The organism is Shewanella gelidii, from assembly GCF_014647855.1.
Classification (GTDB): Bacteria; Pseudomonadota; Gammaproteobacteria; order Enterobacterales; family Shewanellaceae; genus Shewanella; species Shewanella gelidii.
In genome coordinates this window covers 384669-410924 of sequence record NZ_BMPZ01000003.1, presented here as the reverse complement: position 1 = coordinate 410924, position 26256 = coordinate 384669, and the positions used below count along the sequence as shown (strand labels likewise).

The following is a 26256-nucleotide window of genomic DNA, read 5'->3' as shown; positions in this document are numbered from 1 at the left end:
ATGATAATGGCTTCGTGGTATAGGGAGGCGTTGAATCCGCTCTTCATGGAAGTTTTCTAGGTCGTTGAATTCCCGCCTAATCAATCAAAAATGATTCAATAAGTTTACTTAAAAATAGACGACTAAATTTAATATTTAATGGATACGATAACCTTGGATGAAAAATTTGTATTTCAGTCAGGTGTTGAATTAAGCAGAAATAGAGCAAATTGAAAAATTCTAATTAAGATATCAAGATAAATTTAGCCTAGCTCACTAATCAAATAAAAACATTTGCAAAGATTACAATCTGTTTGTAAAGGCCTATTTTCTTTAGTATTATGGCTCGCTATTGATTTGCTCTTGACCAGGATGTGGCTAGAGTGCTAATTCATATATGGAAATGACGGAGAAATCAGTGAGATACACAAAAATCACTTGCGCGTTGTTGTGTTTAGTTGCCAGCAACAGCTTTGCTTTGGAATTGATGACCAACAGCGAGAACAAAGCACTGAAGCAGATTGAAAGTCAGTATAATATTGATAGTCAATTGATCTCTGCCAATGACCGTTTGTCTTTATATAACAAGCGTGTTCGAGACCACTCTGGTATTGCTGGCGATATTGCAAATAAAAAGTCGCAATACGATTCTGCTATTTCAACACTTCCTCAAAAAATTCTCGCTAAATCTAATGTCGCCGAAGCATATAAAGAAATTGAAAAGCTGGTGAATGATATTGAAGCGTTAGAGAATAACCAAAAGCAAGAAGAGTTAGCGCTAAAGCAAGAATACAAAGAAATTCAAGCCGATTACAAAGCGATTGGTGAAAGACGCACAGAAAAAAGCAAAGAGCTTGCAAGTCTGAAAAACCAAATTTCAAAACGCTTGATAGCCGATCTTTCTAAATCAAAAAGCTCGTACAATATCAACCTAGACGGTGATTTATCCTGTTCTAAGTTCCAGTCAATTTTTGATTGTATGCGAGATGCAGAAACACAAATCGTATCGAATACCGTTGCGAAAGACCCATTCTTGAATGATCGCAGCGTACTTCTTGATTACGATGTGAAGAATGCCAGTATGGATATGCGTGGTAAGCTGAACTACAGTGTTAGCATGCGTTTTAAGCCTTCATACAACAAGAAAATCGACTTACTACTGAATGAAAAGCTTGGCTTTAAAACCGCTATGGTGACGTTAGTCAGTAATGTTAAAGCCGAATGGTTTGTTGACGGAATGAAAGTGGGTGAGGGTAAAAAGCTTTCCCATGAAATTTCTCTTGGTAAACATGGTATCTTGGCATCTTATAACTCAGAAGATAAGTCGAGTGTTGAAGTCGTTGAAAGCAACGCGGTCTTTAACTACAACTTCAAGCCGGGTCTCGCGACGACCAAAGACGGTGAGAATGTGGGTGCAGCACCAGTTGCACAGAAAAAAGTGACAGCGAAGGCGAAGAAGGCAGAGCCTAAGAAAACCGCTGAAACAAAGACAAAGCCTAAATTAGCGCTATTCACTGACAAGACGATTCGTCGTATGAAAGACGTTGAACTTGAAAAGAAAGTCATTAAAGATGGCGATAAATCTTTTGAATACTTTATGGGCTTAGAGCCTGCTTCAAAAGAGCAAGAAGAAGCGTTTTTAAATAAAAAATAGTGCCTTTAATTGGCGACAGATTAATCCCACCGCTCTTTGAGTCGTGGGATTTTTTATTGCCTAATCGTGTCACCTAAAAGCTTTTTTATTCGAACCCCCGTGTACCTGTCCTGATGTGGCGCAATTGTCAGCTTACAGTTAATCCTGTGCCTTTTTCCTTGGTTCAACAAATATTGTCTCGCTGCTATCCGCATGTAACACCGCAATTTTTGCCGGTGATCCATCTGCGTTGAGCTCGACTAGGCCAAGGCCACTTTGATTGACTAAACGCTTACTTCTATGACCATTTGGGCGACGGCCTCGTATAGTTAAGCGTTTTCGTTTAGTGAATAGGTTTAATGGTGAAAAATAGCCATATAGCCAGCCGTTGAGCTTACCAAAAATGGGGAGTAGCTTTTCTGGGAATTGATTTTTAATGCCGCTACAACAGATTTGGTAAATATTGGGGCCGCCATGGCGAAATCGAATGCCAATATCATAAGCAAATGAATAATGAACATCGCCCGATAGAATGATGAACTCTTGTGGTGTTTTTTTATGTAGAAAAATACTGAGAAGTGTATTGGCTGACCCCGGATGTGCCATCCAGTTTTCGGCATCCACTAAAAGAGAGCCGCCCATCATGGTCGCTATCCTTTGTATGGCTTCAATAACTTTTACGCCAAAAATGGGAGCCGGAGAAACGATGATGACTTGAGATTGATCGATGAGTTCATGCTGTAAATCCATCAAGGCTTCCCAGTCTAAAAGCCCAGAAGGTTTACCAAGGTTGGATTCACTTCGCCAGCGACGCGTCCGTGTGTCTAGCACCACCACTTTAGGAGAAGTATTTAAGGTGTAGTGCCATTGCTCAAAGCTGAGTAGAGCTTCAATGAGTGTATCGTGTTTTGCCGAGGTGGGTGCATGAAACAGCGCATTCAACAAGGGTTTAATCTGATGTTCAAAATGCTGGGGTTGATTGCCTAAGCCTTGAAAAAGCGTATAGCCAATCAGAGCATTCCCAATGATTCGCTTCGAAAATGGATGCCCATAAGCGGCCATTTCCCACTTTGCAGTGAGGTTCCAGTCATCGGTGACATCATGATCATCGAAAATCATATAAGTGGGTATATGAGCAAACAAGCGCCTGACCTGCGTTAGCCCTGCTTTGAACTCGAGTAAATGTTGCCATTCGTTGTACCAGCGACGCTGCTGGATAACGCCAAGGCCGGGCAACTCTTTGGGTATATCGATTAAATCCCAAAGTTCGGGGGACCAAATTAATAGATAGAGTGCGCTAACCTCCCCTAGGCTTACCAAGTGATTTTCAGCTAAAGAAGAAGTAAAAATGGGGTGGTTAATGTACCAGCGCCAAAGGGATGTTTTGGCTTGGTATTCGGTATGGGGCAGTAATTGTTTGTGTCGCTGATAAATGGCATCGGCCTGATAGTTTATCGCTTCACTGCTGGTAATCGGAGCTTTGACAAAGGTTTCATGTTGTAAGCCTAGTAATGAGATGACTTGGCCGATGGCGTAGATCATTGGCCCCGCAATATCATCGACATAGACTTGGTCACCAGACAGCATGAGTAATGCAGGCCGTTCCTGTGGGTCATGCTGTTGTTCAAACTGAGCATCTGCTGCAACCAGTGCATCACCACTGTGATGATGTGGGTTGCGACAAGAGCCATGTAAAATCCGTTCAAGGTTAGGTTTAATGACGAAACTGGGTTGGATCTCATCGTGATAGTTCAGTTGGTTAATGGATGAAAATACATGCCCCTGTTGCTCATCGATTAACTGATAATGGATGAGAACTTGCTCAGGCAATAGATCTGGTTCATGTAGATGAATCAAGTATTGATGGGCTGCAAGTCCAAGTGCAACGTGGTGACAGTTCGTGTCAGTCAACTCATACTTTTTTTTGATGTTTTGTGATGCTTTCTGCGGTTCTAGGTTTTGCACATGCCAGTGTAAATGAAGCTGGGTTTGTTGCAGTGGCTTAGAAGTGACTAACCAAAGGGTAAAGTTGTCTTTGTCGCAATGACGTAAGATCGGCCCTGCTAGTACAAGCGGGAGCGATTTATTTCTGGTCATTTGAGCTCTCCTGAACGTTTAGCGAACCTCTGACTTGCAGCAATCAAGGCATTCAATTTTCGAGTCGTGTATTTCTAGATTAACTGAGTTCACTAAAATTAAAAGCATCGCCATTGAAATGATGATGATTCAATTGCAACAAAATTCTTTCTATTGGTTTTTCCTTGCTGCTTGGTGGGGAAAATGCCCAGACGTGCATGCAGCAATCTTTGATTACAGCGCTGTGTTACTCAGGCTGTATGAATATTAAGTTTATTTAATATTCATATGAGAAATAGCCACTCAGTACTGATATAATCTTGCAAGCTAGGTAAGTAATAATTGTTTCTTATCAATGGATTAATCATATGGCATTTACCTTCACGCCCAGAATAAGAACAGCCGATCAAGTGGCTTTGCTAAGAAGCCTTGGTTTGATATTCAAGCTGCTCCTCACTTTTTTTGCGGCGGACACCTTTGGCCTGACCTTGCAGCAAGTACCGCTCAATTGGGCACTCGTGCTGGAAGCCATCTTCTTAGCGATGACATTCAAGCTACGCTTACCCCTGCTTAAGCAAGAAAATGCCTTATTTATCGCCTTATTGCTCGACACGCTATTCTGGATTACTTGGTTGTATTTCTCCGGCGGTGCAACCAATGCGTTTATTTCTATGTTGCTGCTGCCGATTGCGCTTGCAGCCGTCATGTTGCCGATGTGGGCACCATGGGTGCTATCAGGTTTATCTGTATGTGCTTATAGCGCGATGATCTTTGCCGTCCCTGATCATCATATGCAGATGCACGGTATGGATATGAGCTCTCACTATCAAGGCATGTGGTTTAACTTTGTTATTTCAGCATTGGTGATGACCTCCAGCGTCGCGCTTATCGCCAAACGTGTGCGTAAACAAGATCAGGAGCTGGCTAAGATTCGAGAAGGGCAACTGAGGCAGGAGCAATTGTTAGCGCTAGGTACCGCTTCCGCACAAATGGCCCATCAACTAGCAACCCCCATGTTTAGCATGCGTTTATTAATTGATGAATTACAAGATGAAGCTGCTCAACCCCAAGAGCTCGTTGAAGAAATGGATGGTGCCTTAAAGCGTTGTGAAGATGCTTTAGGAGAGTTGCGCTTAGCGACGGATGTGATCCGTAGTGGCCATCAACAAACGTTACCGGTATTGGAATTAGTGAGCTCATTCAAACAGAAACTCGATCTATTTATGCCGCAAACTGAAGTTGACTACGAGATGAAATTGGCCGATGACCACCTGAAAGTTCAGTCTGATACCAGTTTATTACCGGCATTACTTGCATTAGCAGAGAATGCTGCCCGAGCTAGCCAAGAGCATATTGGCCAACCTAGAGTCAGTTTTAGCGTCGAGCGTAACAAACAAAGCTTGCTTATTCGTATTCGAGATTACGGTGCGGGCATTGACAATGAATTGCTTAATCAATTGGGGCATCACTTGGTACAAAACCCCAAAGGGCTGGGAGTATCTTTAATGTTAAGTCATGCGAGTTTAGAGCGAATTGGAGGGCGCTTGATGCTAAGTCATCATCAAAGTGGTGGCTCCGTGGCTACTGTAACTTTGCCATTGTCTAAGGATCTGCAATGAAGCAGTTGCTCATTATTGAAGATGACCTTGCTCTGGCTCCAGTTTTATCGCGTCGGTTGAGCCGTCATGGGTTTGAGTGTTTCATCAGTCATGATGCGAGCTCGGCACTATTGCAAGCCCGCAAATACAAGCCAACACATATATTGCTGGATATGAAGCTTGCAGAAGCCAATGGTTTGAGTTTAATCCCTCCCCTGCGTCAGTTACTGCCTGATGTCACTATGGTATTACTTACGGGTTATGCCAGTATTGCGACGGCAGTCGAGGCCATCCGTCTCGGCGCAGACAACTATCTTGCAAAGCCTGCGGATACACAAACCTTGCTCTCGGCGCTACAAGGAACAGCGGTGACTGCTGCGCCGCAGGCTCTAGATGAAACACCGATTAGTCCAAAACGATTAGAGTGGGAGCATATTCAGCAAGTGTTACAAGCCAACAAAGGCAACGTGTCTGCGACGGCAAGGCAACTCGGAATGCACCGCAGAACCCTGCAGCGTAAACTATTAAAAAAACCGATTTCAGATCATCGAGAGTCTTAATTCTTTCCATCGTGCTCTGGAACTAAACTTTGTCACAAGTCTTCAAATAAACTTCAAGTCACTTCATCTATTCGCTGTCTATACTTAACACTTTAGTGCTACGCGTCATGCAAGGGAGGGCAAGGGCGAGTGTCAATGACTGGCCGAAATGAAGCTTGTATAAGGTCGTTTTGGTCGTATTGAACTAAGTTTGCTGGTGAAGCGGTCTATTTATATGTAAGCCCAACAGGCTACTTGCATAGGTCGAGAATTGTTGATTGGGGTATGTCATGAATAAAATTGTCAGTTTTGATAAAAATAAGTTCCTATTGGATAGCCCAAATGACCTGATTTCACTAGAGAAGTGGCAGAATACAGTCAATCTATTGTCAAAGCTGTTTAACGCACCGGCAGGTTTTTTGGTGCAATATACCCCGCAAGGCTTTCAAACAACCATTAGTAGCCAACAAGAGAGTAATCCGTATCCCGCTGGAGCAATTATTGAGCCTGAAGTGAACATCTTCTGTCGCCGAATTGTTGAAACCGGTCATGAGTTATATGTCAGCAATGCGCTGAGTGAATCTTGCTGGAATACGAATCCAGAAGTGCACCAAGATGGCTTTCGCTCCTACTTAGGGGTTCCGGTCAATTGGCCCGATGGCCAGCCATTTGGCACCTTTTGTGTGATGGATTATGAAGTGACAGATTATGGTGAAACTTACTTTGAACTCATACGCCAATTAAAAGACATTTTAGAATCCGATCTCACATTGATTGACCTGTACCAGCAAGTTCAGCAATTAGCGATTACCGACCCACTAACAGAGCTAAGCAATCGCAGAGGATTTGCGATTTTGGCTGAACAGCGCCTTAAACTTGCGAAACGGATGCAAAGTCAGCTAGCGCTGTTTTATATCGATGTCGATGATTTTAAAGTTATTAATGATACCCATGGTCATGGGGTGGGTGATCGGGTATTGAAGCACGTTGCCGAAGCGATAGAAGGATGTACCCGTCAATCTGATGTTGTCGGGCGCATGGGGGGGGATGAGTTTGTCGCTCTCATGATGTTAGAGAATGAGAACGATCTCAGCGCGATAAAGTCCAAATTGCAGCAAGCATTTGTCACTCAACATTTGCAAGATTTACCTGCCTTTACTGCCACGGTCGGTGTTTGTCTTGTGACCGGTAAACTGCAGATCTCAGATCTGCTTGATCAGGCAGATCGCGATATGCTGTCACAAAAGTTGAATAAGACTAGTGGCTAGAGGAGAGGCAAAAAAAACTTCCTTGGGCATGACAGGGGAAGCCCAAGGAAGCAAAAGGCAGAGATGATTTAATGTCGAGATGTGTTACTTTGGTCTAGATTTTTCCAACTAAGTCTAAAGACGGGGCAAGGGTTTCTTCACCTGGTTGCCATGCCGCTGGGCAAACCTCACCATCGTGTTCTGCAACATACTGTGCAGCTTGAATTTTACGGACGAGCTCTGATGCACTTCGTCCAATGCCTAGGTCATGGACCTCAGCTACTTTGATTTGCCCCTCTGGATTAATGACAAAGGTTCCACGCAAGGCTAAGCCGTCTTCTTCAATCATGACCCCAAAGTTACGAGAAATCACGCCGGTTGGGTCACCCACCATCGGGAATTGAAGTTTGCGAATCGTGTCAGAACTATCATGCCAAGCTTTGTGGGTAAAGTGAGTGTCGGTTGAAACCGAGTAGACTTCGACGCCCATTGCTTGCAGCTTCTCATAATGGTCAGCCATATCACCAAGCTCTGTTGGGCAAACAAAGGTGAAATCAGCAGGGTAGAAGAAAACGACAGACCATTTGCCGAGTAAATCTTGCTCTGAAACGGAGACGAAATCTCCTTTGTGGTATGCCGTTGCTGAAAATGGTTTGATTTCGGTATTGATGATGGACTGAGTCATAATGTGCTCCAATTAAAATGTCATGAGATTTAAAAATTTTCGCTTCAGCGCATGCTTGTGCGTTGTTGATGTGAAGATAATAGAGCAGGTTGTGATTTTGATATAGCGGATAAAAGCTATCATGCTAATCGGATTTTTAGAGGGTGATGCTGAGGCTTGTCGTGAACGCGTTGTGACAGCATTTAGATCGTGGAGCAGTGACGTATGGATATCCACCTCAGTGGCATGTTGCTATCAAAAAATATTGGATAGATTTAACGTGTACCTAAAAAAATCCCGAGATAGAAAGGCTATCTCGGGAGTGGTTAAGCTGTAGTTTTAACCTAAGCGCTATTTTCGCAGTGTCACGAAACTTGTTTGCATCGAACGTATATGTATCAATGCTTCCTTGATTTAAAAGCGATATTCACCACTCAGCCATGCTGAAAGGCCTAAGCCTGACATACGCTCTCCCGGTGCTAAATCAGACATCATGACGCGGTTGTAGGCGCCCATATGGTCTTGGTATTCACGATCAAGGAGGTTGTCGATGCCGGCTTTAATTTGCCAATTTTGGGTGTCGTAGCCCGCAGAGACATGAATCAAGCCATAGCCTGCCGTTGCTTGTTCGCGTGAGGCTTGTGAAACCTTGTTCTGCCCCTTGACTGCAACTCCTTCTAGGCGTGCAAACCAAGCATTGTTTTGATAGTTAACACCCATCACTATATTGGGTGGTGCAATGCGATATAGATGATCATCAACATCAGTGCGCTCGCCAGTGGTGTACGAGGCGAGCATATCAAGATGCCACTGCTGACTGATGAGATAACTGGCTTGAATGTCCATGCCAAACAGGCGTGCATCGGTATTTTCAAACATCAATGGGAATGGGTCACCCATCATCGTTGCGGCCATGATGACAGCGGGATCTGTGGCCTGCACGCCTTGGACATAGTCGTCAATTTGATGAAAGAAGACGCGGGGCGTTAACGTGAGTTGGTTGGCTTGGTAGTTTAAGCCCAGTTCAAGTTGATAAGCCGTTTCCAAGTCAAGATCCATCTTGCCAACATAAGTGCGTCCATCGGCCATGCCGCCAGTGGATTGCATGGGAACCCAAAGATAACGTTGTTGATAGCTTGCGGCGGCTTGTTTACGCGCAAAACCAATGACAGTACTGAGCTGTGGGCTCACTTGGTATTGACCATTGATGACGAAATCGAAGCCAGTTTGGGCTTGACTCCGGTCAGCGTTGTTAAAGCGCTCCATTAGCATACGAATTGCAGCAGAGTTCGCCGCCATGGCATGACTCACTTCGTCGGCGTCGGTTCGATAGTGTTTGAGCCGTGCGCCGATTTGCCAATGCCATTGGTCGATGTCCTGTTGCCACTCGACAAATGCACTGTAACTTTCATCTGTAACATTGTTGAAGTTATCGACTTTGAACATGGGCTTGGTGAAGTCAGTAATGACGGAGTTATGGTCATCAAGTTGGAATTCCGCGCCGATGAACCAAGCATCTTTTTCAAAGTCAATGCCGCCGCTCAGAGCTGTACTATCAGCGGTGTTATATCGATGTGGCTTTAGATCGGGCTTAAAGCGTAAGCTGTAGTTATCCATGCCGTGGCGGGCATCGCTATAAGCAAGATTCCAATCCATGAGCCAGCTGGACAAGTCGTGTTGACCTTCGAGCTTAATACGATCGGTGCGGATATAGTTAATATCCATAGGCAGTGCAGGGGTTCCCGCATCCAACGTTTCTAAATGCTGGTAGTTGAGGGCGATGGACTCGTCACCCGTTTCGTCAAGCGCAAAGCGGTACTGACCGCCGGCAACAAATTTATCATAATCGCCGGGTGAGATTTCTCGGCCATCGCCAGTTTCTGGATTATCTGTCCCTTGCATTAAATCGACATATACAAGCAATGCATGATCTTGATTGGCAAGATTCGCCTTGCCGCCAATATAGCTGCGTTGACCATTGTCTTGGTATTGTCCACGCACGAGGCCGCTATCTTCTTGAAAGCGAGCTTGTGACTCGATTACGCGAATACTTCCTCCAATGGTGTCCGTTCCGCTTGATACCGGCGCTATGCCGCGGCTCATGTCGACAGACTCGGTTAAGATTAAGCTGGCATAGCTTAAAGGTGTATCCATGGCATTCGGGCCCGCGCCTGAAACCGATAGGCCGTTGACTTTGGTGCTGACGCGATCACCATATAAGCCGCGGTATTGAGCAATGCCTGTAAGTGGACCATTGCTGTTAACGGCTGCACCGGGAAGTGTTTTTAGGAGTTGACTGATATCAATTGCACTGGGGGCAGCGTCTAAATTGGTCGAGGCATTTTTTGCTTCAAGGTGGCCTTTTACCTCAATGACTTCCATTGCGTCGTCTTGAGCTAGAGTTGGGGTCGAAAGGCTAAGGCCAAGCATTGGGAGCATGGCGCAATTCACGAGGGAGCGTTTAGAAGGCATGGATTTATTAGTGATTTGTTGTTGATGACAAAATTGTCTCAACAACCTTGGAAACCACCAACGGCTATTGGGCAAACTGCGACAAGTCGTCGCAGATATTTTTCGGCATGTGGCGCGTGTCTACGAAGATTCGATATGAGCCAGTTTGGTGTACTTTGCTAGCTCCGCGAGGTTATGTACACCGAGCTTTTTCATCATTCTTGCGCGATGGACTTCTACGGTGCGCAATGACACAAATAAAGCTTGGGAGATTTGCTTGTTGGTGAGCCCTTGAATCGCCTGTTCCATAACATCTTGTTCGCGTGGCGTGAGGGTTTCGAATCGTTGCTGCAAGATCATTTGCTCAAAGGTATTCCTGCTATACGCGTGCGCTTTTTTAATCGCATCCGCTAAGGCCTGTCCGGCAACAGGTTTTTGAAAAAAGTCACAGGCACCTTTGCGAAATGCACTCACTGCCATGGGTAAATCCCCATGGCCTGTTAGGAAAATGATGCCCAGAGGACTGTCGCACTCAAGCAGTTTTTGCTGAATTTCTTGACCGGTAATTTCTGGCATGCGGCTGTCTAAAATAACGCAACCGGGTTCAGAGATATTCACTTGCGTTAAGAAATCTTGTCCTTGCTGAAACGTTTGTGCTGTATAGCCATATTGAGTGAGAAGGAAACTCAATGAATCTAAAATAGCGGCATCGTCGTCAACAAGGTACAGCGGTAAGCTGTCAGGCATGACATGACTCTCTCTTCATTTGGTCGCTCCGTCAGTAAGGTTTAGATTAACTGTCTCTCTTTTATAACCCCACCCTAGGGGTTAAAGATTGTTAGATTGATCACGGAGTGACACTTCATGAAGCTGGGCTTAGATCTTTACGCTTTGATTCACAGTATTCTAAAAAAAAACGGCATAGGTTAAGGAGATATGTTCGCGGTTAAGGTTGGTGATTTGTCTCAATTCAAGTTGATTATTTTGTGTTGGATTATGGTGATGAGCTTCAGTGCAACAAGCGTTGCCAATGTGCATGAGGCGCGTCCGCTTGCTGGTGACTTGGTAACTCCAACCGAAGGGGGGGCTTTAGCCAAAGATCAAGATATTCGAGTATTGAAGGTCGGTGTGCTGGCAAACCATGGCGTACAAGCGGGCATTTTAAGGTGGCAACCCATGATGGATTACCTTACCGAAAATGTGCCGAATCGCCGTTTTGAAGTTGTGCCACTTGATTTCGATGAAATGAGTCGTCAATTACTCGCCAATGAAATTCAATTTATTGTGACCAATCCTGGCCAGTACCTCAATCTGAGCAATACGTTTCCTTTGTCATGGCTGGCGACCATGAAGAGCCGCAAGCATTTAGGGACTACGTTTGCTATCGGTTCGACCATCATTGTGCCGGCATCTAGCTCAATCCAAACCCTTGCCGATCTCGAGGGCGTGAGTATTGTTGCCAGTGATCCGCAAGCCCTGGGTGGATATCAGGCGGTGCGTGGCTTGTTGTTAAAATCAGGATATGTACCTGAACAGTTTTTTGAAAATGTTCGCTTCCTTGGATTCCCGCTTGAACCCATTGTTTACCAAGTTCGAGATGGTACCGCAGATGCTGCAATTACACCGTTTTGTACGCTTGAAGAAATGGTGGAAGAAGGTTTAGTGCAAAGAAAAGATTTCCGAGTGATCCACGAAGTGACACCAGAAGGCTATGATTGCGCAGTCAGTACAGCCTTATATCCAAATTGGTCTTTTGCTGCTGCAGAGTCAGTTTCTCCTGAAACGAGGACGGATACCACGCTCGCCTTATTTGATTTGCAAGCGGACCACCCAGCAGCTATCACGGCTCGTACTTTGGGTTGGACAGCACCAATTAGTCAGTTAAAAGTCATTAAGCTATTTCAAGATTTACATATTCAAACCACAAAGATCCCGGCTCATAAAGCGGTCTGGCAGTGGATGGTTAAGAATAAGGAATGGGGCGCAGGTCTGCTTGGCTTGTTCGTCTTAGCCACGCTTTATCATTTATGGCTGGAGTATAAATTTAGGCAAAAGAGTGAGTTTTTGTTAGCGACAGAGCGTGAATTGCAAGATAAGGCGCTACAGGTGGAAAAACTACAAAGCGCAGCCATTTTAGGTGAGATTGGCGCGGGCTTGGCCCACGAGTTAAACCAGCCCATTGCTGCGATTAACCAGTATAGCGAGGGGGCGATGATGCAAATTCGCTCCCCTGAACGTGGTGCTCATTTATCTGGGGAGGGCGCGGATACCGAAGCACTTTATGAGGTACTGCAAAAAATCAATAGTCAGTCGATGCGCGCAGGTGCCGTGGTACACAGGATCCGTGGTTTATTAAAGCGTCGTCGTGCCAGTGTCGAGGCGCTCGATTTACAAGCGGTGATCCAAGAGTCGATCGTGTTGCTTGAGCATGAATTCAAACGGGCTGATGTTACGGCAACCGTCAGTATTCAAGGACAAGCATTTCGAGTGTTTGCCGACGAAGTTGGGCTTAGTCAGCTAATGGTGAATCTATTTAAAAATAGCCTTGATGCGCTGCAAGATATTCGTCAGCAACGGCCAGGAAAAATTCAAGTCCAAGTATGGTATGAGAGCGATAAGCTCCACATTCTAGTCGTGGATAATGGGTCGGGCTTAAAAGAAGAGGCAAAGGCTTTGGTGACTTCGTTTCGTTCGACGAAAGAGCAAGGGTTAGGGTTAGGGCTGGCAATTTGTAAAGATGTGGTCACTCAACACCATGGTACGTTTACGATTGAAAACTGCAGTCAAAGTCAGCATGACAAATTGCCTTGGCCGCAAGGTTGCGTCGTCACGGTGACACTGCCGCGAGACTACGCGCCAAACCGTCAACCTGCCAAAGTGAGTTAGGCCGAGATTACATGGGCTTGAAACTTGATGAGGTGCGGCAATTTTATCGATTGATGAAGTGTTTATGAAGTGTTTCAATAGCGACGCCAATAATCAACCCTGCCGCCGTGTTGATGAACAAACACCCCAGAGTGGTGATAATAATAACAAAGGTACAAAACGGCTTACCGTCAAATAAGCGCTTTGAGTATGCAAGCTGTAACCCCGCAATGGACAACAAACTGCCCAAAATAGCGACGGGAATGAGTCCTAAAAAGCTGGCCATTTGCTGATCCCAAAAGAGGGCGACCAACAGACAGCTGCCGCCAAAGATTATAGGCGTCCAGAGTCGTCTTGCACCGAAGTGATACTGTACGGCTAAGCCTCCGGCACCATGGCACATAGCTGCAGCTCCAAAGGGAGCTAGGAGTAAATTGCTAAATCCGGAACTTAGTGCAAAATGCTTGGGCGTCATACGCGCCGCATCCTCAGGAAACTTCTCTTTTGCAATCGCTGAGGTCGCAATCACTGCATTCGTCAATGTCAGCGCTAATTGTGGCAGAACTAATAGCAAAGCGGCATCGTGCCAGTCGTTTAGGGTCGGCCAGGTCAGCTGCCAAGGGGGGAGTTGTGTTTCAGTCAAAATGGCACTTCCCCCCATTTGCGCTTGCCAAATCACGCCCAAAACAATGATGAATGGCATCGCCAAATAGCGCAGTGGAAAGAATCGGCTGATGAACAGGACGATAAAAGCGCCATAACCCATCCAGGCTTGGTCAAGCATCATGTCGTGACCCATCAAGAGTAATTGCAAGCCTATGGCTAGCTGGATCCCGACGCTTACGGCTTGAGAAAGTTGTTTGGCCAGCCAATTCAAAGCGCCAGAGTAGGCCAGTACAATCAGGATCAGCCCCATAAGCATACCGCTAGCTTGTAGAAGCTGTGGGCTGAGTCCTTGCGCAATCACTAATGCGGAAATGACTTTCATCGGCTGAACGGGGATAGGACGTCGGTAAAGCAGGCCACTGGCGATAGCAAATACACCAAATCCACTAAATATTGCCTGTGGGGAAAATTGATTGAGTGCAATCATGCCAAGGACGAGAGGCAAGAAGGTGCCTAAGTCAGCGAATGCACCGCTGCACTCCCCCATAAACTGGTTGAGTTGTTGCTGTTTGCTGGGTAGCTCGGTACTAATTGCCATGCTTCTCACTAATGATGGGAGACGTCCTTTGAGGTTGCGCCACACTGCTATGTGCAATTTAGCAAATTAAGTGCCAATAATTTATTGATTTTCTTTCATAAAGAGTATGAAAAAGCACCTAGAATGGCAATGAGACGGACAATATGACGCGTTATGCGAGATATACTGGGTCTATGTGTCACAACGGTTTGATTGAGTGCCAAGTGAAAATATTCGATGTACAGCGGATAGTGAAAAGTAGCCAACGGGGTTTACCTTTATCGGGGCATATGTTCCCCGTTGGCTAAAGGATGCCTGAGATGGTGCAAAGGCATCAGTGAGGAAAGGGTTATTGGGTTTGGTGACGTTTGCCTTTTACTTTCATCGGGTCGCCATCATAACCAAGAGCTGACCAGTCCATGCGCTCTCCTTTACCATGGCAATCATTGCATTTTAGCGCCGCTTCTTTTGGAGAGACCATATGGTTAATGCGCCACCACATTTCGGTGGGGGCAAATCCATACTCGCCGCTGTATTTAAGCCCTTTGTCAATCATGGTTTGGTTTGCTTCCATGCCAAGTTTTGCTGCTAGATCCCAGTCAAACGTCTTCCAATAGCCACCTTCACCAAACGTTTTTGCTGTGATGATGATATTCTGCTTTTTGTCGAAAATTTGCTTACCCGTATGTACTTTGAATGGATAAATCTTGGCTTGCTTGTCATCAATGCTTCCCAATGGATAACTTAACTTGGTGACTTGATTCGGGTCCATTTTATCGCCTGCCATATAGGCATCGGCTTTACCGTTATACCAAGCATATGTTGGCTGCACCATTTTGCCCCAAACAAAGCTGCCTTTTTTCTTCTGGAAGGTTTTCTTACCGTACTCGTCACGTGTTTCTGGGCGATCGTCGCCTGCGGTTGACCAGTCCCAACTTAGCTTTGTCGGCTCATGTTTTGAGAAAAACGGAATATGGCAAGTTTGGCAGGCAACAGATGCTGAATGACTATTGAGTCGCGCTTTTTCATGTGGGGCTTTGTCATGGCAATTTTCACAACCAATATGGTCGATCCCGCCAGGAGACACACCCATCGCATTACCTGTGATTTGATGGTCTTGCGTGGTATGGCAATCCTGACACTGGAAGTCGTTGCCATCGGTATCCATGTGCACATCGGTTGCACGATCTGGGTATGACATTGAAGAATCAAGATCACCGTGTTTGACTGCGTCACCGCCGCCGCCATAGAAATGGCAAGTACCACAGTTGTCGCGTACCGGTGTGCCGACGTTTTTGGCGACTCGTTCTAGGTTAACTTTGGCGAGCGCTTCTCCTGCACCAACAGGGTCTTTCACATAGGTGCCTGTTGTGTCATGGCAAATGAGACAATCCACTTTTGTCATATCTGTGAAATCAAAGCTATTGTCTTTCCAGCCGTATCCAGCATGACAGCTTGTGCAACGGGGTTCATTGCCTGAAATAGATGTGCAGAAGTTATTTATACTGTTCTTTTTGCCACGTTTGACGGTGCGTCCGGGGAGCTCTTGTTCAAGACTCCAAGTCCAGTGGGAAGATTTCATAAAATCTTTGGCATGATCTTCATGACATTCGACGCATTGGGTTGTGACTTCCGTGCCTTTGCTAAATGGTCCTTCAACATAGTCCTGATGTGGGTTTTCAGCATGAGCTGACCATGCCATCCCCATGAGTATGAAGGCGATGAGTATGTTTTTCATTGTGCTGCTCCTGCCCCTAACCTTGGTTAGGGGCCGTCAGATGGTTTAGAAGTTCACAGTTAAAGAAGCATTGATGTCATAAGCGGTATCGACCACAGGTAGCATAGAGAATGCGGTACCTGCTTTTACGTCATCAATTTTTTGAGGTGCGCCAACTGGGGTGCCACTACCGGTATATTCGTAGTCGTAGTATATGCCTGACAATTTGATGAACATTTTCGGGTTGATATCGAAAATGTAATACGCTTCAGCAACATGTCCACGTGTGGCAAGTTTGCTACCGATAGGGTCGTCTTGAGCTTGGGTAAATGGCGTCCAGTATTCAGAACCATAGTTATATTCAAGACCGAATTTGCCGTAGGGTGCAGGCATTTGTATGCCAACATAGGCGCCGTAGCCATCTTGTGTACCCGCATCTTCAGCTGCACTAGGCATCATGATGATTTCGGTGCCATCGGCATTCAGCTGTGCATTGAATACTGCGTCAGTATTCATTCCACCAAACATGCCTGCATTTCCATTTGAGTCTGTACGTGTCCAGCCTGCATTGACGAACCACTTCACATCATTTTCTTCTTCTCTAGAGAAGCCGATACCGCCGAGCATCATGTCGCCGATTACGCCACTGGGTTGTACTCGAGTGACAAAATTGAAGTTGTCGAATTTCTGCAAATCTTGGTACATATTCGGTGCGAAAATACCCGCGAGCTGATTGGGGAATGCCATGGTTCCTTTAAAACCGTCATTCACATCTAAGGCAGCGAATAAAGTAAATTGCAGGAAGTTGGTACCATCATTGATGTAGTCGATATTAAAGCCACCAAGATGCGTATCTTTGGTGATGATGTCGCCATACAATTCGCCGTTGCCCCATTGGGATTCAAAACCTTGGCCGTAGCAGAAGCGGGCAACCTGTCCTTCAATACCGGTAATGTCTTCTAATCGATAACCTATGGTGGCGCCATCAAAGTTGAAGTTTACGAGGTGGCCAGAAGGTGTTCCGCCTCGCATTTCATTTTCACGGAACTGGGTTCCCGGACCATAGGTTGATGGTCGGCGGCCGATCGAAAGATAGAAGTTTGAATCGTTGATGTTTTTCCAATCAAAATAGGCGCGATCTACACGGAGCCAATCGCCACTTGGGTTTCCGCCATTGGTGCCATCCATTGTGAATGAGCGCCATGAGTCGAAAACTTGCACACCCGTTGAGTCACCCCAGTTTTTGAACATACTGAGACGACCAGCAAAGCTGACGTTGTCCCAAACTTTTGCTTTCAAATTCAGACGGAGGCGAGTGGTGTAGTAGATATCATTATCAATGTCGTAGGTTTTGCGTGGTGAAAGTACATATGGCATGACCCCTTGAAGCATGCCACTTTGAAAGGCCGTGGCTAAATCAGGATTTGCCGACATCATTTGTCCTAATGGAGAATTTGGATCCATAGGATCACCAAAAGCGCCGCTCATCGCCTTCGCACCAAAGTCGTTGAAATCAACTTTAATGGCAGGGTTCCAAGTCACATCTCGGTAGTGGAGCGAATGTGCCTTTGTACGGAAGTTTCCGGTAATCTCTACGCGGTCGACCGAAGTGTGGCGTTCGTTCTTGTCGACTCTGCTATTGAGGTAGTCTAATTCTTCCGTTATTTCACTAAGCTGTTCTTTGAGCTCTGCAATTTTTTGGGCGTCGGTATCATCAGCTAGTGCTGAACCGGAAATGGCAAGTGCATTTGCGACGAGGATAGAGATTAAAGTACGCATAAATGTCTTCCTTATTATCAACAGTAGAGTGGCCTTAAATGACTAAACTCTTGCTGTTTCGCAGGGGCAGAAGCATTGAATGATGGTGTCAGTTGTGACTGCTTCGGCCCTAAAATGAATGTTAAAATCGATATTCTTCCCAGCTTAACCACAGGTTTGCGGCTGGTCAGAATCTGCCGCGTGGTCGTACAGAAACTGTTGAATATCTTTGAGTTTTTGTTCAGATATATTGTCAAAAACATCAGGTTTAACTTTGTGTTTATTGCGAATAAAGAAGCGATCCCATTGCCCCATAGTCTTGCTCATTGGGGTAAGCTCTCCGGCTGCTTGCCCTTTGCTATGGCAGCTTTTGCAGAGCTTTTTGTAGAAATGTTTCCCTTTTTTGGGGTTGCCACCGTCGGCTGCATAAGTCGGTGCACCTATGGCCAATACCAATGCGATCCCCATACCTACTTTGGCTAATGTTTTCATCGTTAATGTCCTCACCTTTTTCCGCTTTGTAGTCAAATGTCGTCACAACTCAGTCACTGGTGTGATGCATTTGTTATTGTTGTAATTAACATTAGCAAAATTCGATGGATGTAAATTTGACCGAGATCACTTTCATTAAATTTATCTAATTGATAAAAAAATCATTGAATTAAATCTAATGAAAGGGGCAGTATGAATAGATGTTAATAAAAATCTTCGGAATACAGTTATTTACATAAGAAAATTTTCATATAGTTAAAATAGCAGATTTGATATGCCCTGAATTTGGTGTCGTTCGACTTCACACTTTTGATTTTTAGATATCACTAAGGAGGTAGTGTTCGGCCTGCTGATGTAGTTCTCCGTGTATATCGTTGTCTTTCAAAAATTGGGATAGAACCCAAAGATTAACTTTTAGTAATGTTTGTCTTTCTCATGTCTGTTGTTGATGGAGTGCGTTAATAAATAGTTATTGATGAAGTGCTTAGCTTGCGCGGTTTGGCAAATTCAGGTTGAATGGATACAAATCTAAACTTGCATATGCCATTTAAATCAAATATACATGGCATATGCTACAAATGAGGTGTTTTATGGGCCGGCCTAAGATCCCAAGAACCATTTGTGGTAAGCCTGCAAATAGCTGTTTTAAGCCCAATGGTATTCCAATGCATCGACTTGAGAATGTGCCATTGGCTGACGATGAATTTGAGGCGTTACGTTTAGTCGACTTACAGGGAATGCAGCAGCAGCAAGCCGCCGTAGAAATGGGAGTGTCGCGACAGACTCTGGCCAATTTAGTGAAAGCAGCGCGTTTTAAGGTTGTTGACTGTCTTGTAAATGGTAAAGCATTAATGATGCAACCCGACTCAGACTAAATCGACTTGTAGTGCCGGTATTGAATAGGAACCAAGATGAATACGCGGCGAATCAAACGAGCAGGGTTAAAAGTCACCAATCAACGGGTGACGTTACTAGAATTCCTTCGGAAACCGGAGAATCAACATCTCTGTGCAGAGCAAGTGTACTTGGGGTTACGTCAACAAGGTGAAGACTTGGGGATCAATACCGTGTATCGAGTGCTGAACCACTTTCTGCAAGTTGGAATTATTGTGCGTCATTACTTTGAGACTGACAAAGCGGTTTACGAACTTAATCGCGAGAAGCAACATGATCATTTAGTGTGTCTAGCGTGTGGGAAAGTGATGGAGTTCCATGATGAGATTATTGAGCAACGCCAAAAAATGGTGGCGCATCACCTGGGGATGGACTTTGAACGCCATAACTTGATTCTGTATGGCTATTGCGCTGATGGCTGCCAAGCAAACCCGCAACAAGTTTCGCAAGACATACAAGCTGCAAAATCTGGACAGATTTGTAAGCCCTAAGCTTATTGTGGGCTTGAAACGGATGAATGAGTGATTGCGTTTGAGTATTACAAATTACTAGGAGTGAGTTATGAGTAAAATCGTGATAGTTGGTGGTGTTGCTGGTGGTGCCTCGGCAGCAGCGCGAGCGAGACGAGTCTCTGAAACTGCCGAGATCATTATGTTTGAACGTGGTGAATTTATCTCGTTTGCCAATTGTGGTTTGCCTTACCACATCGGGGGAGAAATTGAGTCTCGCGATGCATTGTTGCTGCAAACCCCTGAAAGTTTTGATGCCCGCTTTAAAGTGGATGTTCGGATACAGCAAGAGGTCGTTGCCGTTGATCGCCATGCCAAAGTCGTTACCGTGCGCCATTCTCAAAGTGGAGAAACCTATCAAGAGTCTTACGATAAGCTGCTACTCAGCCCAGGTGCGGCTCCGATTGTGCCACCAATATCTGGGATGGATAACCACCATGTTTATAGTTTGCGCAATATTCCGGATATGGACAAAATCCTTTCAACCTTAGCTTTACATGAGCCTAGACACGCCACGGTTGTAGGGGGAGGGTTTATTGGGCTGGAAATGGTTGAGGCACTGCGACATCGAGGGGTTCACGTGACCTTGCTTGAACTCGCCGATCAAGTCATGACGCCTGTTGATCACGAAATGGCCAATATGGTGCACCAAAAGCTGGTGGACAATGGTGTTGATCTTCGCCTGAGCACTGGGCTTATCGCAATAAATGAAATTAATATTGCTCCACTTGAGCCTGAAGCAACAGATAGTTACGACAAGCCGATCGCACATCACAACACTTTGAATTTAACGTTAAGTAATGGCACCGAGCTCAATACGGGGCTTGTCATTATGGCGATTGGCGTTAAGCCTGAAACAACACTTGCCGTTGACGCTGGACTCGCGCTTGGACAGCTTGGTGGCATACAGGTGAACGCTGCAATGCAAACCTCAGACCCTGACATTTTCGCCGTGGGCGATGCCGTTGAAACACCGGAGTTTGTTTCCGGTGAATCCAGTTTAATTCCGCTTGCCGGTCCAGCTAATCGTCAGGGGCGAATCGCTGCTGACAATATGCTCGGTGGAGATCGGGTGTATCGCCGAACTCAGGGCACTGCGATTTGCAAAATTTTTGATATGGCCATTGCGAGTACCGGTCTCAATGAAAAGCGTCTGAAGCGTGACCAAGTGGCCTATGAAAAGGTGTACGTTCATACGGCGAGTCATGCAAGTTACTATCCTGGTGCTCATCCGGTGAGTTTAAAACTTTTATTTTCGCCTGATGATGGCAAAATTCTAGGGGCGCAGGCCGCAGGTCTTGATGGTATTGATAAACGTATTGATGTTATCGCTGTCGCGCAACGTGCAGGCTTAACCGTTCAGGATTTGGAAGACTTAGAATTGACCTATGCCCCACCGTTTGGTTCGGCTCGGGACGTGGTAAACCAAGCCGGTATGGTCGCGAGTAATGTGCTAAGTGGTGATGAGAAAATTTGTCATACAGAAGATCTGTTCTCCTCTGCTTCTGACCGTATGGTATTGGACGTTCGTAATCCTGGAGAGCTTGAAAAGTCGGGTGCGATACCAAATGCGGTGAACATTCCATTGCATCAACTACGTGCGCGTCTTGCTGAATTACCCAGAGATAAGCAAATCATGATTGCGTGCCAAGTGGGGTTACGCGGTCATGTCGCTTATCGAATTTTGGTGCAGCATGGTTTTGAGGCTCGCAATTTAACGGGCGGCTTTAAAACATTCCAGCTGATGAATGCGAGCTTTTAAAAGACCCATGGCTGTGCGTGATCATCATGAGTATCTCACCCAGAAGCAAAGTCATTGCAATTGTGTCGTTTGCAGCGATAAAGCAAATAACCCTGCGTCGTTACAGTGCAAATTCTTTGCTGATGGGGAAGGTCAAGTTGTCGGCTACTATAAAGTTGCTGAACAGGTGCAAGGCTACAATCAATTACTTCATGGTGGGGTCGCAAGCACGCTTGTTGATGCAGCGATGACCCATTGTCTATTCATGCAAGGGATACAGGCGCTCACAGCGGAATTGAATGTGCGTTTTGTGGCACCAATCGCCGTTGGTGATGCAATCAAAATCAGTGCTCGCTTGGTTGAGCAGCGATGGGGACTGTATCAGCTTGAAGCCAGCCTTTGTGTTGATGGCAAAGCGTGTGTAACAGCAACAGCCAAGTTTTTACAACCTAAAGCGGGCGTCATTGGCGTACAACCTAGTCTGTGAATCAAAATCAACTTGCACGATGAGCACCAACTCCCTCCAAGATGGACACTAAAGTCAGGCAAATAAAGCAAATTAAACCCATTGGATCTTGTTGGATAATTTGAAAAACGACGAACATAAAGCAGAGCAAGATGCTGATGATATATTTGTTTAAATTATTCAGTTTCATTTCTCCCGCATCTCATTGTCTTGACTTCAATAGTTTTCGATATAGATCCTAGATTAACATGGGGACTTTGGTATTATCTGTCGTACTTTTGTATGTTACCCATGACGCTGTGCGCAACAGTATAAGGTTTGTTTTGAAGCGTTTTGTCTTTTGTTTGATGGGTTTTCTCTGTTTGCCGGTGAAGGCGGAGCTTTGCAGTGAAGCTTACTTCACGATGGCCCGTGAAAATACCTGGCGTGTGAATGAAGTACTCGATGGCACAGGGAGTCATGTTGAGCATTTGGCTGCTGAGATCAAAGGTAAAATCTTTGTCTTAAATACTCGAAACGCGGAGCAATGGGCGAAAGAGTTGAAAAATGAAGTGGGTGCGATGCGCTTTGGTTTCTGGGGAATTGAAAGTGCAATGCCAGATATTAAAAAGCAACTTGCTGACATCGATGCAAGAATTGCTCAGTTTGTGGAAGAGCGACACATTGGTGCCGATCTTTGGCGGCCAGCAGTAAAGCGCTGCTTGGAAGTTAAAAACTATGAGCAGTTAGAAATTGCCGAGAAGTTTTTGCAGAAAGAAAACGATTATGAATTCGATATTCTCGTTTTTAGTGAGCCAGTGCTAAACGGTATTCGCAAAGATATTCAGCATGCAACTGAGGTCATTCAGTCTGTTCGTCAACTGGTGCCGAAAGAGACAAATTAATGCTCAATGGGGGCCATTCATCATGAATGATAACGTGGCTGCCCAATGGTAAAAATAAAATAGTTAGGTAAAACATGACAGATGTTTGGTGAATACACCAATTTATAACTCTGGACAATATCAGGGAAGACGTGAATGAAAAAACTCATTTTTGTGCTGCTTTTAGGGCTTGGATACTACTATTACGATACGCAGCTGGTACTTGGTCATGACAAGGTTTATCACGTTGCGAATAATCCAATGACTACCTACGACTATATTGAGTTATGGCAGCAACAAGCGGTTGATTTATGTAAAGAGAAAGCAGGTGATTACCACATCGAAGCTGCGAATTGCTCGGTTTATATTAGCCAGAAGTTCCCCGCTTGCCATATCGAGTTACCCGTCGACTTGCCGCCCATGATCGATAGTCTTGCATTGGGAGAGCAAGTGATAGGTGATTATTATCGCTGTATTTCGCCTCAACCTCATTGCCAAGGACAAGAGATTACCAGTGATGCCGCCTATGAACGGTATTGCGTTGCTCGCAACAGTGTCCGTTTATAACTGCGTGCGGAACGTGTTGGTATTGAAGGTTTAATCTTGAATCTCATTTCCTGTGCTACGCTTTATGTACCGTGGCAAGAAGAAAGTACAGGGAGTGTTATATGCCTCAGTTCATGATTAGCTACCTTGGTGGCCAGCAACCTGCATCATCAGAAGAAAGCCAACAAAGATATCTCGAGTATAAACAGTGGTTATCATCACTTGGTGATACTGCCGTCAGCCCTGCTAACCCCCTTAAGTCCACGACAACAATCCATGCCGATGGTAGCGTCGTCAATTCGAGCGCTACCTCTATGTCTGGCTTTACCATCATTGAAGTTGACTCTATGAATGCGGCACTCGTCGTTGCCAGAGCTTGCCCTTTCTTGCAAATCGGCGGGTCACTGGAGGTTTCTGAGCTTATCCCGATGTCGTAAATTCCCATCATTCCTTAACCTATCTCTGGGCGCTCACATATGCAAATTTGCGTAATTTGCGTAATGAGCGCCTCATTTTTTGTATATCCATGATTTAATTCACGCTTTATTCAGGTGTAAAGATTAAAAAATATTCATAGATCACACTCCCCTTGTCCATGTGGTTTACCACAATACCCCCAATTCTGCTGTGGATTAATACTCAACCCAAGCTTTGATTTTTAACAGGCCGCATCAATGGCCGAGTGAAAAGTCATTTAAAAATATCCAATGGGTGGAACCGTTTCCGGTGCGGAAATGATGGAGGTAGATATGATAGAGCTTGATCGACGAAGCTTTTTGAAAGGTGCAGGAGCAGGGGGCGCAACCTGTGCGCTCGCAAGTATTCTGCCAGGGTCTCTGGCAGCTTTAGAGAAAGAACCGTTAAAGGCATTAGGCGAGGAAGTCGCAAGTATTTGCGAAATGTGTTCAACGCGCTGCCCGATAAAGGCACGTGTTATAAATGGAAAAAATGTATATATCAGTGGCAATAAGGAAGCTAAATCATTTGGTGGCAAAGTGTGCGCACGCGGTGGGGCGGGACACGATTTGCTATACGATCCGCAACGGATCGTGAAACCATTGAAACGAGTTGGCAAGCGTGGTGACGGTCAGTGGGCAGAAGTCTCTTGGCAAGAAGCCTACGAACTGATGGCAGATAAACTCAATACAATTAAAAAAGAGTTTGGTGCTGAAACGGTTGCATTCTCATCCAAAAAAGGATCTTTATCAGGGCATTTTTTCCACTTTGCAAAGGCTTTCGGCTCGCCTAATACCTTTACCCATGGCTCGCTTTGTCCAGGTGCTTATGTCATGGCTTCAAAGGCAATGTTTGGTACTAAGCTCAAGCGCGATTTAAGTAACGCTAAGTATATTATTAACTTCGGTCATAACCTGTATGAAGGGATCAATATGTCCGAAACGCGTAACTTGATGAAAGCGCAAGCTGACAGAGGCGCTAAGTTGGTGGTCTTTGAACCGAGATTTTCAATTGTGGCTGACAAAGCCGACGAATGGCATCCAATTCGACCAGGAACAGACGTTGCGATTGCTTTGGCGATTTGTCACGTGCTGATCAGTGATGATTTACATGATAAAGCGTTTATTGATCAATATGTGGAAGGGTTTGATGAGTTTGCTAAAGAAGTGCAGCACTATACGCCTGAATGGGCTGAACCCATTACCGATATTAAAGCAACGGATATTCGCCGTATAGCTCGGGAAATTGCAGCCGAAGCACCCCATGCACTGGTTGATTATGGTCATCGAGCGACCTTCACCACTGAAGAGTTTGAAATGCGTCGAGCAATTTTTGCCATCAATGTACTTTTAGGAAACATTGAGCGCAAAGGTGGATTGTATTTAGGCAAAAAGGCTAAAACTTACAACAAGTTTGCGGGTGAAAAAGTTGCACCAACATTGGCAAAGCTGACCGTTGAAGGTATGCCGAAGCCAAGTGCTAAACGCATTGACCAAAGCGACAAGCAATACACAATGACGTGGAAGAATGGCGGGATTTATCAGAGCGTATTGGAAGCCGCGCTGAATGATAAACCCTACGGCCTAAAAGCATGGGTTATGGCACGCACCAACCCAATGCAAACCATGAATGACCGTGCGAAAGTGCTCGCAGCCATGAAAAAAATGGAATTCATTGTGGTATGCGATGTTTACATCAGCGAAACCGCGGCATATGCGGATCTGATTCTACCGGAATCAACTTACCTCGAGCGGGATGAAGATGTAGCGGACAAGTCGGGCAAAAATCCAGCTTATTACGTTCGCCAGCGTGTCGTAGAAACTATCGGTGATACCAAACCATCATGGCAGATATTTAAAGAAGCGGCAGATGCAATGGGCATTGGCAATTTGTTCCCGTGGCAGGATATGGAAACGCGCCAGTTTGCGCAATTAAACGGTGATGCGCAGGAGCTTAAGCGTCTGAAAGAAAAGGGCTACCTTAGCTACGGTAAGCCTTTGTTGCTAAGAGAGCCCAGCCTAGTGCAAGCATTTGTTGAGCAATACCCTCAGGCGAAAGCCACCGATGCAGATGGAACCTATAGCAGTCAGCTTAAATTTAAAACCCCAAGTGGCAAAATCGAACTGAGTTCGACTCAGGTTGAATCATTCGCGCCTGGGCGGGGGGTGATCCGTTATCGTCCTGTTGAGTTGAAGCAAGCAGATGAACTCTATTTCATTCAAGGTAAAGTCGCAGTGCATACCAATGGTGCCACGCATAATGTGCCAATGCTTGCCAACCTGATGTCTGATAATGGCTTATGGATCCATCCGGTGACCGCCGGAAAGCTAGGCATTCAAACTGGAGATCGCATTCGGGTCACGAGCTCAGTCGGCAGTGAAGAAGGGAGTGCGCTGGTTACGCCGGGTATACGTCAAGACACCGTGTTTGCCTATATGGGCTTTGGCTCGAAAACAAAAGAGCTGGTGCGAGCAACCGGTAAGGGAATTCATTGTGGGAACTTGCTCCCTGATAGAACTGCGCCCGTCGTCGGAATGAATTTACATACCACTGGCGTCAAGCTGGCCAAGGTTTAAAGG

At 45.4% G+C, this 26256-nt stretch carries 21 protein-coding genes; 13 read left to right on the top strand and 8 right to left on the bottom strand.

Going from position 1 to position 26256, the window contains the following annotated elements; genetic code table 11:
- The first annotated feature begins 397 nt into the window (after positions 1–397).
- On the top strand, positions 398–1633 hold the full coding sequence (locus IEY18_RS08805; protein WP_188919860.1) for a hypothetical protein: 1236 nt from the start codon (positions 398–400) through the stop codon (positions 1631–1633).
- Between the two features lie 138 nt (positions 1634–1771).
- Here the strand turns inward: IEY18_RS08805 and IEY18_RS08800 are convergent, their stop codons facing one another.
- Entirely contained in the window at positions 1772–3709 is a 1938-nt protein-coding gene (locus IEY18_RS08800; RefSeq protein WP_188919858.1) for an alkaline phosphatase D family protein, read from the bottom strand.
- A gap of 347 nt (positions 3710–4056) precedes the next feature.
- Here IEY18_RS08800 and IEY18_RS08795 point away from each other — a divergent pair, with 347 nt between their 5' ends.
- The 3 genes from IEY18_RS08795 to IEY18_RS08785 all read left to right on the top strand — a co-directional run bounded on the left by IEY18_RS08795 (position 4057) and on the right by IEY18_RS08785 (position 7093).
- The gene (locus IEY18_RS08795; RefSeq protein WP_188919856.1) at positions 4057–5307 is read left to right on the top strand and encodes a sensor histidine kinase; all 1251 of its coding nucleotides are present in this window, start codon (positions 4057–4059) and stop codon (positions 5305–5307) included.
- Positions 5304–5846: a response regulator transcription factor gene (locus IEY18_RS08790; RefSeq protein ID WP_188919854.1), complete on the top strand. Its 543-nt coding sequence runs from the start codon at positions 5304–5306 to the stop codon at positions 5844–5846. The genes IEY18_RS08795 and IEY18_RS08790 overlap by 4 nt, the downstream gene beginning before the upstream one ends.
- Positions 5847–6115: 269 nt before the next feature.
- On the top strand, positions 6116–7093 hold the full coding sequence (locus tag IEY18_RS08785; RefSeq protein ID WP_188919852.1) for a sensor domain-containing diguanylate cyclase: 978 nt from the start codon (positions 6116–6118) through the stop codon (positions 7091–7093).
- Between the two features lie 94 nt (positions 7094–7187).
- Here the strand turns inward: IEY18_RS08785 and ahpC are convergent, their stop codons facing one another.
- The 3 genes from ahpC to IEY18_RS08770 form a co-directional block, all read right to left on the bottom strand.
- Positions 7188–7757: an alkyl hydroperoxide reductase subunit C gene (ahpC, locus tag IEY18_RS08780; protein WP_188919850.1), complete on the bottom strand. Its 570-nt coding sequence runs from the start codon at positions 7755–7757 to the stop codon at positions 7188–7190.
- A 393-nt stretch (positions 7758–8150) separates the two neighbouring features.
- Complete coding sequence (locus IEY18_RS08775) at positions 8151–10175, bottom strand: TonB-dependent receptor (RefSeq protein ID WP_188919848.1); 2025 nt, start codon at positions 10173–10175, stop codon at positions 8151–8153.
- 153 nt (positions 10176–10328) lie between these two features.
- Positions 10329–10934: a response regulator transcription factor gene (locus tag IEY18_RS08770; RefSeq protein ID WP_188919846.1), complete on the bottom strand. Its 606-nt coding sequence runs from the start codon at positions 10932–10934 to the stop codon at positions 10329–10331.
- A 189-nt stretch (positions 10935–11123) separates the two neighbouring features.
- Between IEY18_RS08770 and IEY18_RS08765 the strand changes: the two genes are divergently transcribed.
- Positions 11124–13073, top strand: coding sequence for a sensor histidine kinase (locus tag IEY18_RS08765; RefSeq protein WP_229779793.1), 1950 nt, complete (start codon positions 11124–11126; stop codon positions 13071–13073).
- 43 nt (positions 13074–13116) lie between these two features.
- Here the strand turns inward: IEY18_RS08765 and IEY18_RS08760 are convergent, their stop codons facing one another.
- From IEY18_RS08760 to IEY18_RS08745, 4 genes are all read right to left on the bottom strand, one after another.
- Positions 13117–14256, bottom strand: coding sequence for a molybdate transporter family protein (locus IEY18_RS08760; protein ID WP_188919844.1), 1140 nt, complete (start codon positions 14254–14256; stop codon positions 13117–13119).
- Between the two features lie 328 nt (positions 14257–14584).
- A complete protein-coding gene (locus IEY18_RS08755; RefSeq protein WP_188919842.1) occupies positions 14585–15973 on the bottom strand; it encodes a tetrathionate reductase family octaheme c-type cytochrome in 1389 nt (462 codons plus the stop codon).
- A gap of 45 nt (positions 15974–16018) precedes the next feature.
- Positions 16019–17731 (bottom strand): DUF3373 domain-containing protein, encoded by a 1713-nt coding sequence (locus IEY18_RS08750; protein ID WP_188919839.1) that lies wholly within the window; start codon positions 17729–17731, stop codon positions 16019–16021.
- A 144-nt stretch (positions 17732–17875) separates the two neighbouring features.
- The gene (locus IEY18_RS08745) at positions 17876–18202 is read right to left on the bottom strand and encodes a c-type cytochrome (protein ID WP_188919837.1); all 327 of its coding nucleotides are present in this window, start codon (positions 18200–18202) and stop codon (positions 17876–17878) included.
- A 590-nt stretch (positions 18203–18792) separates the two neighbouring features.
- On the opposite strand from IEY18_RS08745, the gene IEY18_RS08740 reads away from it, so the two are divergent.
- The 8 genes from IEY18_RS08740 (at position 18793) to phsA (ending at position 26253) form a co-directional block, all read left to right on the top strand.
- Entirely contained in the window at positions 18793–19077 is a 285-nt protein-coding gene (locus tag IEY18_RS08740) for a DUF134 domain-containing protein (RefSeq protein WP_188919835.1), read from the top strand.
- 36 nt (positions 19078–19113) lie between these two features.
- The gene (gene fur, locus IEY18_RS08735; RefSeq protein WP_188919833.1) at positions 19114–19587 is read left to right on the top strand and encodes a ferric iron uptake transcriptional regulator; all 474 of its coding nucleotides are present in this window, start codon (positions 19114–19116) and stop codon (positions 19585–19587) included.
- A 70-nt stretch (positions 19588–19657) separates the two neighbouring features.
- Complete coding sequence (locus IEY18_RS08730) at positions 19658–21367, top strand: FAD-dependent oxidoreductase (RefSeq protein WP_188919831.1); 1710 nt, start codon at positions 19658–19660, stop codon at positions 21365–21367.
- 13 nt (positions 21368–21380) lie between these two features.
- Entirely contained in the window at positions 21381–21833 is a 453-nt protein-coding gene (locus IEY18_RS08725; RefSeq protein WP_229779792.1) for a PaaI family thioesterase, read from the top strand.
- Between the two features lie 302 nt (positions 21834–22135).
- Entirely contained in the window at positions 22136–22696 is a 561-nt protein-coding gene (locus IEY18_RS08720) for a hypothetical protein (protein ID WP_188919828.1), read from the top strand.
- A gap of 135 nt (positions 22697–22831) precedes the next feature.
- Positions 22832–23242 carry a hypothetical protein gene (locus IEY18_RS08715; RefSeq protein WP_188919826.1) on the top strand — a complete coding sequence of 137 codons (411 nt, stop codon included), beginning with the start codon at positions 22832–22834 and terminating at the stop codon, positions 23240–23242.
- A 101-nt stretch (positions 23243–23343) separates the two neighbouring features.
- Positions 23344–23658 (top strand): YciI family protein, encoded by a 315-nt coding sequence (locus IEY18_RS08710; RefSeq protein ID WP_188919825.1) that lies wholly within the window; start codon positions 23344–23346, stop codon positions 23656–23658.
- Positions 23659–23970: 312 nt separating this feature from the next.
- Positions 23971–26253, top strand: a complete 2283-nt coding sequence (phsA, locus tag IEY18_RS08705) for a thiosulfate reductase PhsA (protein ID WP_188919823.1) — start codon at positions 23971–23973, stop codon at positions 26251–26253.
- Positions 26254–26256 lie beyond the last annotated feature (3 nt).